This is a genomic window from Pseudomonas sp. 9_2_1 (assembly GCF_059295275.1).
Genome location: NZ_CM181239.1, coordinates 2500461 through 2516099, shown reverse-complemented (window position 1 = coordinate 2516099; position 15639 = coordinate 2500461). Strand labels below are relative to the sequence as shown.

Below are 15639 nucleotides of genomic sequence, written 5' to 3'. Positions count from 1 at the left end.
TTTTATTTGCGCCGCTGCATCCAGGCCGCCCCCAGTCCACTGAGGCAGATGATGGAAATCCCCACCAGACTCAGCGTATCCGGCACCTGGCTGTACACCACCAACCCCAGCAACCCGGCAAACACGATCTGGCAATAGCTGAACGGCGCCAGCAATGCCGGTGCCGCATGCCGGAAGGCCTGGGTCAGCAACAGGTGCGCAGTCATGCCGAAGCCGCCCAGTGCCAGCATCAGCAGCGCATGGTCCCAGCGCGGCACTTCCCAGAAGAACGGCACCAGCGCACTCATCACCAGGGTATTGCACAGCCCTGCATAGAAGTTGCTGGTGGTCGGGCTGTCATGGGCGGCCAGGATGCGCGTGAGCAGCTGATAAAAGCAGAAGCCCAGTGCCGAGCCGAACGGGTACAGGATCGCCGGCGTGAACATCGCCCCACCCGGGTGCACCACCACCAGCACGCCGATAAAGCCCATCACCACTGCCACCCACTGCCCTACCGTCACCCGCTCCTTCAGCAGCGGCGCCGACAACGCCGTCACCAGTACCGGGGCCAGGAAGTTGACCGCCGTGGCCTCGGCCAGCGGCAGGTACTGCAGGCCAGTGGTGAACAGCAGGCTTGTGCTCAGCAGGCTCAGTGCACGCAGCGTCTGCAACAGCGGACGACGGGTGCGCAGCACATTGAGGCCCGACTTGGGCAGGAAGATGCCGGCCATCAGCAGCGTATGCACCACATACCGCGCCCACACCACCATGATGATCGGGTACAGACCGCCGAGGAATTTGGACAAGGCATCGTGGCTGGCGAACAGGAACGTCGCCACCACCACCAGGCCAATGCCACGCAGGGGTTGGTTGACGCCGGACAGCGGTGTACTGGAACTCATGGCTCTCTCGATGACGGCGCGGCAGGTTGCAACGCCCAGGGAAGGCCGCACAGGCCTGGCCTGGCGGATGCAACTGCTCGGATTCTAGAAGAGATAGCGCAGCATAAGGAAGTTCAAATGCCGCTTGTCCAGGCCAATTGCATTTTCTGTTCGCTGATCGACCACTTTGCGCTGCGAACGCATGGCCCGCACCGCGCTGATCGCCGACCATCGAGCGCCACCCTGCTCAACCCTACAAGGAATTTACATGCAAAGGCTCACCACCCGTAACGGCCTGGACCTGCCTGCGATCGGCCTTGGCACCTGGCCAATGACCGGCGCCGAATGCACCCAGGCCGTGCGCCAGGCGCTGGACCTGGGTTACCGGCACCTCGACACCGCCACCGCCTATGAAAACGAAGCCGCCGTCGGCCAGGCCCTGCGCGACAGCGACGTACCGCGCGAGCAGATCCACCTGACCACCAAGGTGTGGTGGGACAAGCTGGAGCCCAAGACCATGCGTCAGTCGCTGGAGGAAAGCCTGCGCGCCCTGGGGACCGAGCAGGTGGACCTGTTCCACATCCACTGGCCTGGCCAGGACTGGGATCTGGCCCGCAGTATCGACACACTGGTAGCGCTGCGCGACGAGGGCAAGGCACGCCATATTGGCGTGGCCAACTTCCCGCTGGGGCTGCTGCGCCAGGTGGTGGAAAGCCTGGGGGCCCCGCTGTCGGCGATCCAGGTGGAATACCACGTGCTGCTCGACCAGCAACCGCTGCTCGACTACGCCCGCCGCCACGACCTGTTGCTCACCGCCTACACCCCGCTGGCCCGTGGCCAGGCGGCAGCACAGCCGGTGATCCAGGCGATTGCCCGCAAGCATGGCGTGCTGCCCAGCCAGGTAGCGCTGAGATGGTTGCTGGAGCAGGACGGCGTGGCGGCAATCCCCAAGGCCAGCAGCCGCGAAAACCAGCTGGCCAACCTGGCGGCCCTGCAGGTGCAGCTGGATGACGAGGACCGCGCGGCGATTGCCGGCTTGCCGAAGGATCAGCGGGTGGTGAGCCCGGTGTTTGCGCCAGACTGGAACAGCTAAGCTGCCTCGCCCACCATCTGAAACCTTAGGAGATTGCCCAGCCCATTGGGCTGCGCTGCCGGGCAGAGTACTGATGCTGGGCGCTCCGTGTAGCGCCGCGAAGAATTCAACGCGGCGCATGGCACCGGCTGCGCCCAATTACCTCACCCCCGGCAGCCCCTGAAAACTCGGCAGGATGCTCAGGCACCCCGGAATATGCCTGCATGCCTTGGCCCCGGCCGACTCCGGCGCCGCGGAGGCCAGCAAGGTGAAGCCGATGATCAGCACCACGGACAACGGTACGCTGTAAACCAGCAAGCTCTGCAATTTCATGGCAAGCACCCTCGGTCTGCATCCCCGCCAGCTGCACTGGCGGGGCCTTGCGCCACTCAGCGCTCGTCCACGGTGACAATCTCGCGCCGCTCGGCCATGCTCGCCGGCACTTGGTCCTCGTCGGTGAAGAACTGCTGGTACCACTCGCGCAACTGGTACACCGGGCCGTCGTTCTCGGCCAGCACCGGCTTGTCGATGCGGGCCTTGTGCTTCCAGATGTCAACGTCCTGGTAGAACGAGGCGCGGTTGCCCATGACATAGGCCTTGGCGATTTCGCTGTTCTGCTCCTCGGTCCAGCCCGGCACGCGCTTGACCATGCAACCGAAGCGCAGCACGAAACTGTCGGGGCCCACCGGCACGTGGCTGTTGAGCAGAATGGCATGCACCCGCACATCACCGAACATCGAGCTCAGCTCGGTAAAATGGGTGGCCGGCCCGTAATACGCCGAGGGCGCGATCAGGTCGCCACCCAGGCGCTCGGAGTCGCCGTGGAAGATCTGCCGGCCGATATGTCCCTCGAACACGTTGGCGAAGTACTTGGTGGGCGTGCCGTGCACCGGCCCGAAATGCTGAGCGTCCACCAGGTTGTCGACCAGCTCGCGCGGGTTGGTCTCGATCAGCATGGTGTCGATGTTCCATTCGTGGATCCACTCCGGGTCGTCCATCTGCGGCAGATGCGGAATCACCACGCCGGCTTTCGGCGCACGGCCTTCGGGGTTGTTCCAGATGAACAGCAGGTTGTTTTCCTCGCAGGTCAGCCAGCTGCGGGTCTTGGCCTTGGGCGGAATGCGCTTGCAGTACGGGACTTCCACGCATTTGCCGCTGCTGTCGTATTTCCAGTGGTGAAACGGGCACACCACGGTGTCGTTCTCGAGGGTGCCCTGGGACAGGTCGGCGCCCATGTGCGGGCAGAAGGCGTCGAGGATGGTGATGCCGCCAGTGCTGGCGGCGAACGCCACCAGGCGCGTGCCGAAGATATTCAGGGTATGCAACTTGCCATCACGGTAGTCATCGGCCACCCCAAGGCAGTGCCAGCCCCTGGCGTAGCGATGGGCGCGCTGGGCGCTGTCGAGGGAGAGTTCGGCGAGCTTGGTCATGTTGTTGTTATTCCTGTGTTGGATACGCCATTCATCGGCAATGCCCCTGCGCGAGCAGGGGCATTGCCTGGCTGACATCTTTGAACAGACCTGCCGGGCCCTCATCCTTCAATCGGACTAGACGGGGCCCGCCCAGGCACTACTGGCCGAAACGCCGCGCCGCCTCGGGGCCAAAGTCGCGCGGGCTGAAACCAGGCCGGTTGAGCAGGTAGCCGTTGCGCTGCTCGTTGATCAGGTTGAACGCCAGGTAGCTGCCGGCATTGAGGTCGTGGTAAAGCCCGACGCCGGCCTGCGGGCGCTGGGTTTCATAGGCATAGAAGTAGTTCACCATCGAGGTGCGCCACAGCTCGCCGCGGTTGTCGTAGTTGTCGGCCAGCATCGGGAACCAGGTATCTTCGTCGATGTACAACTTGCGTTTGCCATACAGGTGGCGGTAGCCGGGCTTGAGGGTGCCCTCCAGCTCCCACACCCGGTGGCGCTCGTAACGCATCGCCTGCGGGTTGAGATGGCCCGGAGTCAGCAGGCTGGCGTACTTGAGCTGCGGGGCATGGACCTTGTAGGCGTTGTACGGGATGAACATTTCGCGCTTGCCTACAATTTTCCAGTCATACCGCTGCCCCGAGCCGTTGAACAGGCGCACCTCGTCCACGGTGATCGAGCCGCCGCTGCCAGGGAACGACATGTCGAAGCCATACCCCGGCGACTGCCGCACCCGCCGAGTGCCGGGGTCGTACCGCCAGGCCTGGCGCGGTTCGGTCTTGTCGTTCCAGAATTCGGTGCCGGTATTGATCTCGCCCTTGTCGCGCTGCGGCAACAGCGTCTCGTTGAGGTAGAACGACGAGTTGCCGACCGTGTCGCCCGCCTTGCCCGGTTCCAGCGATGGCGCCAGGTTGCGCGAGTGCACCCGGCCCCAGTTGATGTTGCCATCCTTGAGTACATACGCGTTGTCGGAGGTGTATTCCTCTGTCCAGGCGCGCAGGGTGAACGTGGACGCATTCTTCAGCAGCTCCAGGCCGCTGCGCGGCACCGGGAACGGCGTGCCGCCGGTCTTGCCGACCACCCCCTCGCCATCATCTACCAGCTTGGCCACCTTGGCATTTTCACGGGTGGCCTGGCACACCGCATCGTCGAAACGGAAGTCCCGGTGGCTGGGGTAGATCGGCATCTTGAAGGTGGCCGGGTACAGCTTGAACAGGGCCTTTTGCCCATCGGACAGCGCGTCGGCGTACTGAGCCATGTTGTCGGCGCTGATAACGAACAGCGGCTTTTCGCTGGCGTACGGGTCGACGGGATGATGGCCGGTGCCCTTGAAGTCCACCTGGGGCGGCGCCCCCAGCCATTGGCCGGAGAACGGTGGGATACTGCCGTCGGCGTTGCCCTGCGGGTCGGCCCCCAGGCAGGTCAGGTCCTTGCCCAGGCGCTCGACGTCCTCAGGGGCGGCCTGCACGCCAGTTGCAAGGGCGCTGAGCAGCATCACCAGCGCCAGGTTCTGCGGGGCAAGCGCACGGGCAGTGAGCAGACAACGGCTGGCCGGTTTACTGTCGGTCATTCTTGTTCTCCTTGGTTACCGATAGCGGTGGCCCAGTATCGGCAGGCCTTTGCGAGGGGAGCATCGTCCGCTCGGACTAACGCACTAACGCACGTCTACCCCATGCATGCCGGCGCCGACGGCTGGGCCAGCTGCCCTGGCGCCCCCAGTGCAACCACGCTGTTGAGCATGATGCGCACCAGTTCGGTCTGGCGCCGCACCCCGGTCTTGGAGAAGATCGAACGCAAGTGCGCGCGTGCCGTATTGCGCCGGATATTGAGCCGTTCGGACGCCTCCTCCAGCGACAAGCCATTGGCCAGTTCCAGGGCCAGTGCGGTCTCGGCAGGGGTCAGGTTGTAAAGCTGCGCGGTCACCCCGTTGCTCACCAGCGATTTGCCCACCGCATCGCGCACATACACAACCACGGTCGGCTTGCCCTTGCCCTCCACCAGCTCCTGGGACGGGATCAGCTCGACCACCACCCCCAGGTTGACCTGACCCGAAGGCCGTGACACCGACATGGCCTCGGCGCCCTGCTCCACCTTGTCCCCCGGCCGGCTGCGCAAGAACGCATTGCGTACCAGCCGGGCAAGCTCGCGGTTATCGCTGGGGTAGGTCGCTTCAAGGCGACCACCCACCAGTTTCAGGCCGTCGTTGCTGTCCAGGATCGCCCGTGCCACCGGGTTCAGCTGCAGCACATGGCCGTTTTCATCGAGCACGATGGTCGCCACCGCCAAGCGGTTGATGGTTTGCGAATACAGACTACCCAGCGAGACGCTGCGGTCGAGCAAGGTGTGCATGTGCAAGGCGCGGCGCAAGTGGGCGACAAGCATCGCGCACAGCGCCCGCTCGACGGCGCCGAAACGCGGTTGCTCACGGGGCCGGTTGATGCGCAGGCGCAAGGTACCGCCATCCGGCATGCTGATGTCCACCCCGAGCATGTGGTAGCAGCTGTAGGGCTGGCAGTACAGCAGGTAGAACGACGAGCTGGCCCACTCGCGGTCGCTCATCAGGTCTTCGATGGTGAACACCTGGTCGACCGGCAACCTGTCGAACAAGGTGGATTTCTCGCAATACGCGTAGTGGTTGACCCCGCCCTCGCCCGGTTCAACGTCACCCGCCACCATCATCGGTGACAGAAAGGGCTCGTCCAGCACGCGAAGGATCAAGGTCACATAGCAGGCGCCGAACAACCCGCGCAGCTGTTGCAGGGCCTCGTTCAGGCGCCGGGTATCCAGCGCGGCGTCGTACATGTTGCCGAGCAGGCGTTCATAGTCGGCCAACTCGACCCCCAGGTGCGCCAGCACCTGGGCGTTGGACAGCGTAGTCTGCATGGACAGCCCCCAGGGCGGGCCGATGCCGCCGGCCCGCAGCATTATTGTCGTAGTGGTGGGTCAAGCCGGGTTGGCGTGGGCCGGCACACCGCCCGGCAACGGTTTGGCGCGGTCGAACCAGGCCGCCAGCGCCGGTAGCAGGAAGATCGCCCCGAACACGTTCACCAGGAACATGAACGCCAGCAGTATGCCCATGTCGGCCTGCAGCTTGAGCGGCGCGAACGCCCAGGTACCCACCCCGATCGACATGGTCACGGCCGTGAACACCGCTGCCGTACCGCGCTGGCACATGGCGCGGTAGAAGGCGTTGCGCAGGTCTTGCCCATGGGCCATTTCGTGCTGGATACGCTCGTACAGGTAGATGCCGTAATCCACTCCCACGCCAACCCCCAGCGCCATGACCGGCAAAGTGGCGACCTTCAGGCCGATGCCCAGCAGCGCCATCAGGGCATTGCACAGCACTGCCACGATGCCCAGCGGCACGACGATGCACAACACCGCCGACAACGAGCGGAAGGTCACCAGGCAGAACAGCACGACCGAGCAGAACAGCGCGGCCAGCATCCACACCTCGGCATGCTTGACCGCCTCGTTGGCAGCGGCCATCACCCCGACGTTGCCGCCCGCCAGGTGGAACGATACCGCCGACGATTGCAGGGGACCGATGACGCGCCGGGCCTCGTTGACCACATGGGCCACAGTGGCGCCCTCGTGGTCATTGAGAAACACCAGTATCTGCATGCGGCGGCAACCCTCGGTGACCAGCCCGGCATCCGCCGTGTAGGCCATCGACCCCTGCTGCAACCCGCGCGCAGAGCCGGGTATGGCAGCCCAGCGCGGGTTGCCTTCATTGTTGCCGGCGATCATTTCCTTGCCCATGCCGGCCACGCTCTGCACCGACTGCACACCGGCGACATGGCGCATCTGGAAGTCGAACGCCTCCACGGCACGCATCACGGCCGGGTTCAGGCAGGCCTCGTCGATGCCGTGGCTCTGGACGAACACCGCCAGCACGTCCAGGCCGATCGAGTAACTGCTGATGATGCGCTGGTTATCCAGGTTGTAGCGCGAATCGGCGCGCAGCTCCGGGGCACCCGACCCGATATCGCCCACCGCCAACTCGCGCGCCTTGACCACGCCCAGGCCCAGCAGCACCAGGCTGACGGCGAACACCAGCAGCGCCGGGCCGGGTTCGGCAACCGCCGACAGCTTCCACCACAGGCCATGGCGCGCACTGGCGGGTGCTGGCTGCGCGGTGCCTTGGCCGCCCACGGGCAGGCATGCCAGCACCAGTGGCAGCAGCATCTTGTTGGTGACGATCATCAGCATCACCCCAAGGCAGGCGGTTACCCCCAGTTCGTGGACGATGGGAATATCGATCAGCATGATCACCGCAAAACCCAGGGCGTTCATCAGCAGGGCCAGCGAACCGGGGATGAAGATCTTGCAGAACGCGGCATACGCCGCCTGTTGCGCCGATTCGCCGGCTACCACCTCCTGCTTCCAGGCGTTGGTCATCTGTACCGCATGCGATACGCCAATCGAGAAAATCAGGAACGGCACCAGCACCGACATCGGGTCGATACCCAGCCCCAGCAACGGCAGCAACCCCAGCAACCAGACCACCGGCAGCAACGCCACCAGGAGGGCGACACAGCTCATCACCAGCGAGCGCGTGTAGGCCCAGAGCAGCAAGGCGGTGATGACAAAGGCCACGACGAAGAACAGCAACACCGTATCCAGGCCCTCCACCACATCGCCGACCAGCTTGGCAAAGCCCACCACGTTGATCTCGATGTTCGGGCTGTTGTAGCGCTCGCGGATCTGCTCCAGGCGCTTGGCGACCTCCACGTACGACACCGGCTGACCACTGCGCGGGTCGCTGTCCTGCAGGTCGGCGCGCACCAGTGCCGATCGCTGGTCGTTGGCCAGCAGGCGCCCCACCTGGCCGGCCCGCGCCGCATTGCTGCGCACCTTCTGCAGGTCCTGCGGGGTGCCGGCGTACTGGGGCGGCACCACCAGGTCACCGACGAAGCCGTCCTCGGTGACCTCCACATAGCGCACATTGGGGGTGAACAACGAAGTAACACTTGGCCGGCTGATACCCTCGATGAAAAACACATCATCGGTGACCTGTTGCAGCACCTTGAGGAACTCGGGGTTGTAGAGGTCGCCCTCGCCCTTCCAGCGCACGTTCACCAGCAAACGGTTGGCACCGGTAAACACCCGGCTGAAGTCGAGAAAGTTGACCATGTAGTCGTGGCGGACCGGGATCTGCTTGTTGAAACCCGGGTCCAGGCGCACCTGGGTGGCGCTGTAGCCCAGGGCCAGGGTCACCAGCAGGAACACTCCCAGCCAGACGCGTCGGCCTCGGAACAGTCGGGCTGCACAGGCGTGCACGCAACGCTCGCTCAAGCTGTTGCTCATGGTTGCTGCTCCATGCCGGTGCTGGCCACCCGCTGCTGCGCGCCCTGCGATACGCCTTTTTCACCGGCGACCAGCAAGTGGCGCGGGTTGAGCCCCACCGCCGAGGTCAGTGTGCCGAGGCCACTGCGCTGGTCGACTGCCACCAGCTTGCCTTGCCCATCCAGACGGATCAGCCTGCTGCCGGCCCCAACCAGCACCAGCCCCGCCCCCTCTGGCAGCTGCGCATGGCCGTAGATTGGCTGGCTGCTGCCGACATCGATGCGTTGCCAGCTGTCGCCGAAATCGCCACTGACGTAGACATGCCCGCGCATGCCATAGGCCAGCCAGCGCGAGGCTGACAGCCGCACCACGCCGAACAGCGAACCGTTGTAGAACGCTGGCAGTTGCTGCCAGTGCTGACCGCCATCGCTGGAGCGCAGCACCAGCCCTTGCTCGCCCACCAGCAGCTGACGGCCGTCGGTGCCGCCGTCCAGGCCGTTGAAATGCGCGCCATCGCCGGGCATCTCCCGCGCTGTCCAGTGTTCGCCGGCATCGCTGGAGACCAGGAACTTGCCGTAACTGCCGTAGGCCACCACCTGTTGGCCATCAGCGCTCCACACGCCAAGCAGGGGCTCACCCAGGTCGGCATCATGGTGGCGCTCTTGCCAGCTTTGGCCGCCATCGTCCGAGCGCAGGATCCAGCCATCGTGGCCTACCGCAATCAGCACCTCCGGGCTCAGGGCGATTACACCGGTCAGGGTCGCATCGCGGCCCGCGCCGACCTGGCTGGCTTGCCAGCTGCGGCCGTTGTCATCGCTGCTGAGCAAGGTGCCACGCTCGCCCACGGCAATCAGCCGTTGCGGGGTGCTGACCAGTGCATTGACCTGGACTCGGTCGGCGAGGATCTGGGTCACGGCCAAAGGGGCGGGTTGGCGTGGCGCGAAGGCGAAGGCGACGGCGGCGATCACCAGGGCGCTCATGGCGTATGCGGTCAGCTGGCGCATGACGGGCTCCGGGGCGACAGCGGCAGGCACGTGGCGGGATTCATGGGGGCATCCTTTTAGAATTGTGCCGGGGATGATCCGGTGGCCTTGGCCTGGGGTACATCGTCCAAATGGCCTAGACAAATGTGGGAGCGGGTTCACCCGCGAAGCGCCGCCCGGGCGGCGCTCGATTTCACAGGCGATGAATCTGTCGTGGCGGACACCCGCGAAGCGCCGCCCGGGCGGCGCTCGATCTCACAGGCGCTGCAAATGCTGCGGCAAGCACCTGTCAGCCCTCGTGCAATTTGCCCCACAACGCCCGCGCCCGGCTCAACACCCGCGCTGCACCTGTGAAAGCCCGGCAGCCTAGGGCAGCTCAAACAACCCCGCCGCCCCCATCCCGCCACCAATACACATCGCCACCACCACATACCGAACCCCGCGCCGACGTCCTTCGAGCAGGGCATGCCCGACCATCCGCGCCCCCGACATGCCAAACGGATGGCCAATGGCAATGGCCCCGCCATTCACGTTGAGCCGGTCCGGCGCAATACCCAGAGCGTCACGGCAATGCAGCACCTGGCAGGCAAACGCCTCGTTGATCTCCCATAGGCCGATATCCGCCACTGTCAGCCCGAAGCGCTTGAGCAGCCTGGGCACCGCCAGCACCGGCCCGATGCCCATCTCCTGCGGCGCGCAGCCGGCCACGGCAATGCCCCGGTAGATGCCCAGCGGCGCAAGGCCACGCCGATGCGCCTCGGCGCGGCTCATCAGCAGGCTGGCCGAAGCACCGTCAGAAAACTGCGAGGCATTGCCCGCCGTGACAAACTCGCCAGCGCCGACCCACTTGCCATCCTTCCACACCGGCTTGAGCGCTGCGAGGTCTTCGAGCCGCGTGCCTGGACGGTTGCATTCGTCGCGCCCGACCCGCACCCGCTCATGCCCGGCAGGCTGGCCTTCCTTGTCGAACAGCAGCTTGTCGACTTCAAGGGCTACCAGTTCCTCGTCAAACAACCCGCTGCGCTGGGCCGCCGCCGTGCGCAACTGGCTTTGCAGCGCGTACTCGTCCTGGGCCGCGCGGCTGATGCCGTAGCGGCGTGAAACGATTTCTGCAGTTTCCAGCATGGGGATATAGGCATCCGGCATCACCTCCAGCACCGCCTGGGACTGCGCCCGATAGGTGTTCTTGTGCCGGGTCTGGGTCAGCGACAGCGACTCCACGCCACCGGCAATGGCGATTCCCAGCTCGCCGGTGACGATACCCTTGGCTGCCAGGCCGATACTGATCAGGCCCGAGGCACACATGCGGTCCACGGCCATGCCGGCCACGCTGGCGGGCAAGCCCCCGGTGTAGGCACACAGCCGGCCGATGTTGTAGGCCTGGGTCCCCTGCTGCACGGCGGCGCCCATGATCACATCGTCGATGGCCTCGGCCTCGACCCCCGCACGCTCGACCACGGCGCGCACCACGTGGCCACCCAGCACAGGCGCCTCGGTGTCGTTGAACGACCCACGGAACGACTTGGCCAGCGCAGTACGGGCGGTGGCGACGATAACGGCTTCATTCATGTCCATCACAGGCTCACTCGGCAACAGGGTTGAAGGTGTAACGGCTGATGGTGTCGACCACGCAGCCTGGGCGGCTTTCGCCCTCGATCTCGACAGTGACCCGTACCACCAGCTGCACGCTGTCACCCAGCGCTTCGGCGCGCAGGATCTGGCCACGGCCACGCACCCGCGCACCGACCCGCACCGGCGCCGGGAAGCGCACCCGGTCACAGCCGTAGTTCACCCCCATCGCCAGGTTGTCGATTACCAGCAGTTGCGGCAGGAACAGGTTGACCAGCGACTGCGTCAGGTAGCCATGCGCGATGCACGCCCCGAACGGCCCGGACGCCGCACGCTGCGGGTCGACATGAATCCACTGATGGTCACCGGTGGCCTCTGCGAACAGGTCGATACGCGGCTGGCTGATGGTCAGCCAGCCGCTGCAGCCCAGCTCCGTGCCCTCGGCGGCCAGCAAGGCCTGGGCACTGTTGAAGGTATGGCTCATGGCAGTTTCCTCAGGCTTGCTGTGAACTGACCGACAGCACTTCGCCGACCATGTAGGAGGCGTAGTCACTGGCCAGAAACATCATCACGTTGGCGACTTCCCAGACTTCGGCCGCGCGGCCGAAGGCTTCGCGGCTGGCCAGGCTGGCCAGTAGCGCCTCGCTGGAGGCCTTCTTGAGAAAGTCGTGCAGGGCGATCGACGGCGCCACGGCATTGATGCGCACACCATGCTCGGCCGCCTCCAGGGCGCTGCAGCGGGTCAGCGCCATCACCCCGGCCTTGGCCGCCGCGTAATGCGCCTGCTCCTTTTGCGCCCGCCAGCCCAGCACCGAGGCGTTGTTGACAATGGCGCCGGCGCCACGGCGCTGCATGTGCGGCAGCATGGCGCGGGTCATGCGGAAGGTACCGGTGAGGGTCACATCCAGCACCCGCTGCCACTCCTGGTCGGTCATCTCGACCACGGTCTTCTGGCCGCCCAGGCCGGCGTTGTTGATCAGCACATCGACGCCGCCCAGCAGGCTTTCGGCGCGGTCGACCAAGGCCTGCACGTCGGCCTCGACCGTGACATCGCACAGCTGGCCGTGAATGGCCTGCAGGCCGGTTTCAGCCTTGAGGCGCTCGACCGCCTCCTCCAGCCGACGCGGGTGCACATCGGAAATCATCAAGGCCCGGCAGCCTTCCTCGGCGCTGCGCCGGGCCGCCGAATAACCGATGCCGGCACCGGCAGCGGCGGTAATCAGTACCGACTTGCCGGCCAGCAGCTGGTGACCGGGTACATAGGCAGGGGCTTGCTTCACGTGGGGCACTCCAAAAGTGGGGGGTGGCTCAGGGGCGGCATTCAGCTGCCCCAAACCTTCTGCGGCGCTGGCGCCTGGCTTAGGATCTGCGCGATGACCGGGCCGATTTCCTGTACCTGCCAGCGGCCGCCCTTGTCCTGTGTAGTGCCGGTGCGCCAGCCATCGGCCAGGGAAATCCGCCCGCCCTGGCTTTCGAATACCTGCCCGGTCACCTGCGCCGAGGCTTCGCTACCCAGCCACACCACCAGCGGCGCGACGTTGTCTGGCGCCCAGGCATCGAAGCTGCCGTCATCCGGTGCCTTGACCACCTCCGGCATGGCGCTCTCGGTCATTGCCGTGCGTGCGGCCGGTGCCAGGGCATTGGCCGTCACCCCGTAGCGAGCCAGCTCCGCCGCCTGCACCAGGGTCAGCGCGGCAATGCCGCCTTTGGCTGCGGCGTAGTTCGACTGGCCGATCGAGCCCTGCAAGCCGGCGCCGGAGCTGGTATTGATGATGCGCGCCGCCACCGGGGTGCCGGCCTTGGCCAGGTCGCGCCAGCGTCGACCAAGGATGTTGGCCAGGCAGTAATGGCCCTTGAGGTGCACACGCATGACCAGGTCCCAGTCCTCTTCGGACAGGCTGATGAACATGCGGTCGCGCAGCACCCCGGCGTTGTTGACCAGTACATGCACCTCGCCAAACGCCGCCAGCGCGGCATCGACGATGCGCTGGGCACTGTCCAGCGTGGTGATGTCGTCACTGTTGGCGATCGCCTGGCCACCGCTGGCAAGGATCTCGCCGGCCACGTCCTGCGCCGCCTCGGCACGGATATCGTTGACCACCACCCGCGCGCCCTCGCCAGCAAACGCCAGCGCATAGGCACGGCCCAGCCCGCCGCCGGCACCGGTGATGATCACCGTGCGGCCTTCACATATCGCCATGTCCCACTCCTTTGCATACGGTTGACAAGCTGCGCGTCACAGGCGCTCGATAATGGTCACGTTGGCCTGGCCGCCGCCTTCGCACATGGTTTGCAGGCCGTAGCGGCCACCGCTGCATTCCAGTTCGTTGAGCAGCGTGGTGGTCAGCCGTGCGCCGCTGGCACCCAGCGGGTGACCCAGGGCGATGGCGCCGCCGTTGACGTTGGTGCGCGCCGGGTCGTAGTCCAGTTCCTTGCTCCAGGCCATCACCACCGAGGCGAAGGCTTCGTTGATTTCCACCCGGTCGATGTCGGCCATGCGCAGCCCGCTGCGCTGCAAAGCGCGGCGCGTGGCGGCAATGGGTGCGGTCAGGTGCCAGATCGGGTCGTCAGCCAGCACGGTCAGGTGGTGAATGCGCGCCCTGGGGGTCAGGTCGTAGCGTTTCAGCGCAGCTTCCGACACCACCAGCAACGCCGCCGAGGCATCGCAGGTCTGGCTCGACACTGCCGCCGTGATAGACGGATATTGCGGGTCGACTGGCTGCAGTTCGGCCATCTTTGCCAGGGTGGTCTGGCGCGGGGTTTCATCCTCGCGCAAGCCGTTACAGGCCACGATCTCGCGGTCCAGGCGGCCGCTGGCCATGGCCGCCAGCGCCCGGCGATGGCTCTCCAGGGCAAACGCCTCCATCTGCTCGCGGCTGATGTGCCAGTGCTCGGCAATGCGCTGGGCAGCATAGAACTGGTTGACCGGCTGCGCGCCGAAGCGCCTGCGCCAGCCCTCGCTGCCGGAAAACGGGTCGGCAAAGCCCAATGGCTGCCCCGCCAGCATCGCCGCGGCGATCGGGATGCGCGTCATGGTCTGCACACCCCCCACTGCGATCACGTCCTGGGTGCCGCTCATAACCGCCTGGGCGGCAAAGTGCAGCGCCTGCTGCGACGAGCCGCACTGGCGGTCCACGGTGGTACCCGGCACGCCAAGCGGCAGCCCGGCCGCCAGCCAGCTGGTGCGGGCGATGTCCCCCGCCTGGGCACCGATGGTGTCGACGCAACCGAAAATCACGTCGTCGTAGTCTTCTGCGGGGACGGCATTGCGCGCCACCAGTGCTTTGAGCACATGCGCGCCGAGGTCGATGGCATGGACCTCGGCCAGCGCACCCTTGCGCTTGCCGGTGGGGCTGCGCAGCGCATCGACGATATAGGCCTCTGGCATGGTTCACTCCTCGAAGGTATGCCCGGGCCCGAGCCGGGCGTGGTCGGCGAACAGGTAGGCACCGACACGGGATTTGTGGAAACCGCGGTCGCCCCACGACGCATCCAGCGCCCAGGCCCGCTTCATGAACATCTGCAGGTCGACTTCCCAGGTGTACCCCATCGCGCCATGCACCTGGATGCCCTTGCGCGCGGCCAGCCAGCTGGCCTCGCAGCAGGCCAGCCGGGCCTGCGAAACCCACACCGAAGCACCCGGCTCGGCATTGGCCAGGCCATGAGCGGCGCGGTACAGCACGGGTTTGGCCTGCTCCACCTGCCGCGCCACATCGGCCAGGTGATGCTTGACCGCCTGGAAACTGCCGATCGGCTTGCCGAACTGCTTGCGCTGGGCCACGTAGTCCACCGACAGGTCGAGCATGCGCTGGGCCAGGCCCAGCAATTGCCCGGCCACCGACAGCGCGCCGCGGTCGAGCATTTGCGCTTGCAGGCGGCGGCCTTGCTCACCGCTGGCCAGCAGGGTCTGCGCGGTGGGGTTCCAGCTGACCTGACCCAGGCGCCTGGAGGCATCGATACTCGGCTGCGCCTGCACATCCACCGCCGCTCGCGGCACCAGGTGCAGGTCATCGCCGGCCGGCAAGATCAACACCTCGGCCAGCTGGGCGTCGCTGACCAACGGGTTGACCGGGTGGCTGATCGCCAGGCGCAGGCTGCCTTCGGCGATGCGGGGTAACAGCGCCGCACGCGCCGGGTGCTGTGGGTCGAGCCCGCTCAACAGGCCGCTGGCGACATAGGCGGTGTCCGCCAGCGAATCGGGGATGGCGTAGTAGCCCAGTTCCTGGGTCATCAAGGCCCAGGCGACATCGTCCATGCCCAGCCCGCCCTCGGCTTCGGGCACCGACAAGGCGGTCAGGCCCTGGGCGGCGATGCGGTTGCGCAGGTCCGGCGAGCGGCCGGCGTCGGTTTCCCAGATCTCGCGGAGCATCTCCGGGGCGGCCTCGGTCATCAGGAAACGGCTGATGGCTTCGCGAAACGACAGCTGGTCATCGGTAAAGGTGAAGTCCATGGCCTGG

At 65.9% G+C, this 15639-nt stretch carries 14 protein-coding genes; 1 reads left to right on the top strand and 13 read right to left on the bottom strand.

All coding sequences use genetic code 11. From position 1 onward, the window contains the following. Positions 1–2: 2 nt before the first annotated feature. Positions 3–881 (bottom strand): DMT family transporter, encoded by an 879-nt coding sequence (locus AC5O5I_RS11300; RefSeq protein WP_172227547.1) that lies wholly within the window; start codon positions 879–881, stop codon positions 3–5. Positions 882–1128: 247 nt separating this feature from the next. Here AC5O5I_RS11300 and AC5O5I_RS11295 point away from each other — a divergent pair, with 247 nt between their 5' ends. After that, a complete protein-coding gene (locus AC5O5I_RS11295) occupies positions 1129–1953 on the top strand; it encodes an aldo/keto reductase (RefSeq protein WP_494512594.1) in 825 nt (274 codons plus the stop codon). Between the two features lie 138 nt (positions 1954–2091). Here the strand turns inward: AC5O5I_RS11295 and AC5O5I_RS11290 are convergent, their stop codons facing one another. The 12 genes from AC5O5I_RS11290 to AC5O5I_RS11235 form a co-directional block, all read right to left on the bottom strand. Then, entirely contained in the window at positions 2092–2265 is a 174-nt protein-coding gene (locus tag AC5O5I_RS11290; protein ID WP_494512593.1) for a hypothetical protein, read from the bottom strand. A gap of 56 nt (positions 2266–2321) precedes the next feature. After that, positions 2322–3362, bottom strand: a complete 1041-nt coding sequence (locus tag AC5O5I_RS11285; RefSeq protein ID WP_172227541.1) for a 3-ketosteroid-9-alpha-monooxygenase, oxygenase component — start codon at positions 3360–3362, stop codon at positions 2322–2324. A 139-nt stretch (positions 3363–3501) separates the two neighbouring features. After that, positions 3502–4836, bottom strand: a complete 1335-nt coding sequence (locus AC5O5I_RS11280) for a DUF1329 domain-containing protein (RefSeq protein WP_172227553.1) — start codon at positions 4834–4836, stop codon at positions 3502–3504. Positions 4837–5006: 170 nt separating this feature from the next. After that, positions 5007–6224, bottom strand: a complete 1218-nt coding sequence (locus AC5O5I_RS11275; RefSeq protein ID WP_172227539.1) for a helix-turn-helix transcriptional regulator — start codon at positions 6222–6224, stop codon at positions 5007–5009. A 60-nt stretch (positions 6225–6284) separates the two neighbouring features. After that, positions 6285–8651 (bottom strand): efflux RND transporter permease subunit, encoded by a 2367-nt coding sequence (locus AC5O5I_RS11270; RefSeq protein ID WP_494512592.1) that lies wholly within the window; start codon positions 8649–8651, stop codon positions 6285–6287. Beyond that, a complete protein-coding gene (locus AC5O5I_RS11265; RefSeq protein WP_172287402.1) occupies positions 8648–9634 on the bottom strand; it encodes a WD40/YVTN/BNR-like repeat-containing protein in 987 nt (328 codons plus the stop codon). Before AC5O5I_RS11265 ends, AC5O5I_RS11270 begins: the two co-directional genes overlap by 4 nt. A gap of 345 nt (positions 9635–9979) precedes the next feature. Further along, entirely contained in the window at positions 9980–11188 is a 1209-nt protein-coding gene (locus AC5O5I_RS11260; protein ID WP_494512591.1) for an acetyl-CoA C-acyltransferase, read from the bottom strand. A gap of 7 nt (positions 11189–11195) precedes the next feature. Continuing rightward, positions 11196–11666, bottom strand: coding sequence for a MaoC family dehydratase (locus AC5O5I_RS11255; RefSeq protein WP_172231230.1), 471 nt, complete (start codon positions 11664–11666; stop codon positions 11196–11198). Between the two features lie 10 nt (positions 11667–11676). Further along, on the bottom strand, positions 11677–12462 hold the full coding sequence (locus AC5O5I_RS11250) for an SDR family oxidoreductase (protein WP_172231233.1): 786 nt from the start codon (positions 12460–12462) through the stop codon (positions 11677–11679). A gap of 41 nt (positions 12463–12503) precedes the next feature. Further along, the gene (locus AC5O5I_RS11245; protein WP_494512590.1) at positions 12504–13382 is read right to left on the bottom strand and encodes an SDR family oxidoreductase; all 879 of its coding nucleotides are present in this window, start codon (positions 13380–13382) and stop codon (positions 12504–12506) included. A gap of 36 nt (positions 13383–13418) precedes the next feature. Further along, positions 13419–14570 carry an acetyl-CoA C-acetyltransferase gene (locus AC5O5I_RS11240; RefSeq protein WP_494512589.1) on the bottom strand — a complete coding sequence of 384 codons (1152 nt, stop codon included), beginning with the start codon at positions 14568–14570 and terminating at the stop codon, positions 13419–13421. A gap of 3 nt (positions 14571–14573) precedes the next feature. Continuing rightward, a complete protein-coding gene (locus tag AC5O5I_RS11235; RefSeq protein ID WP_494512588.1) occupies positions 14574–15632 on the bottom strand; it encodes an acyl-CoA dehydrogenase family protein in 1059 nt (352 codons plus the stop codon). Between the last annotated feature and the right edge of the window lie 7 nt (positions 15633–15639).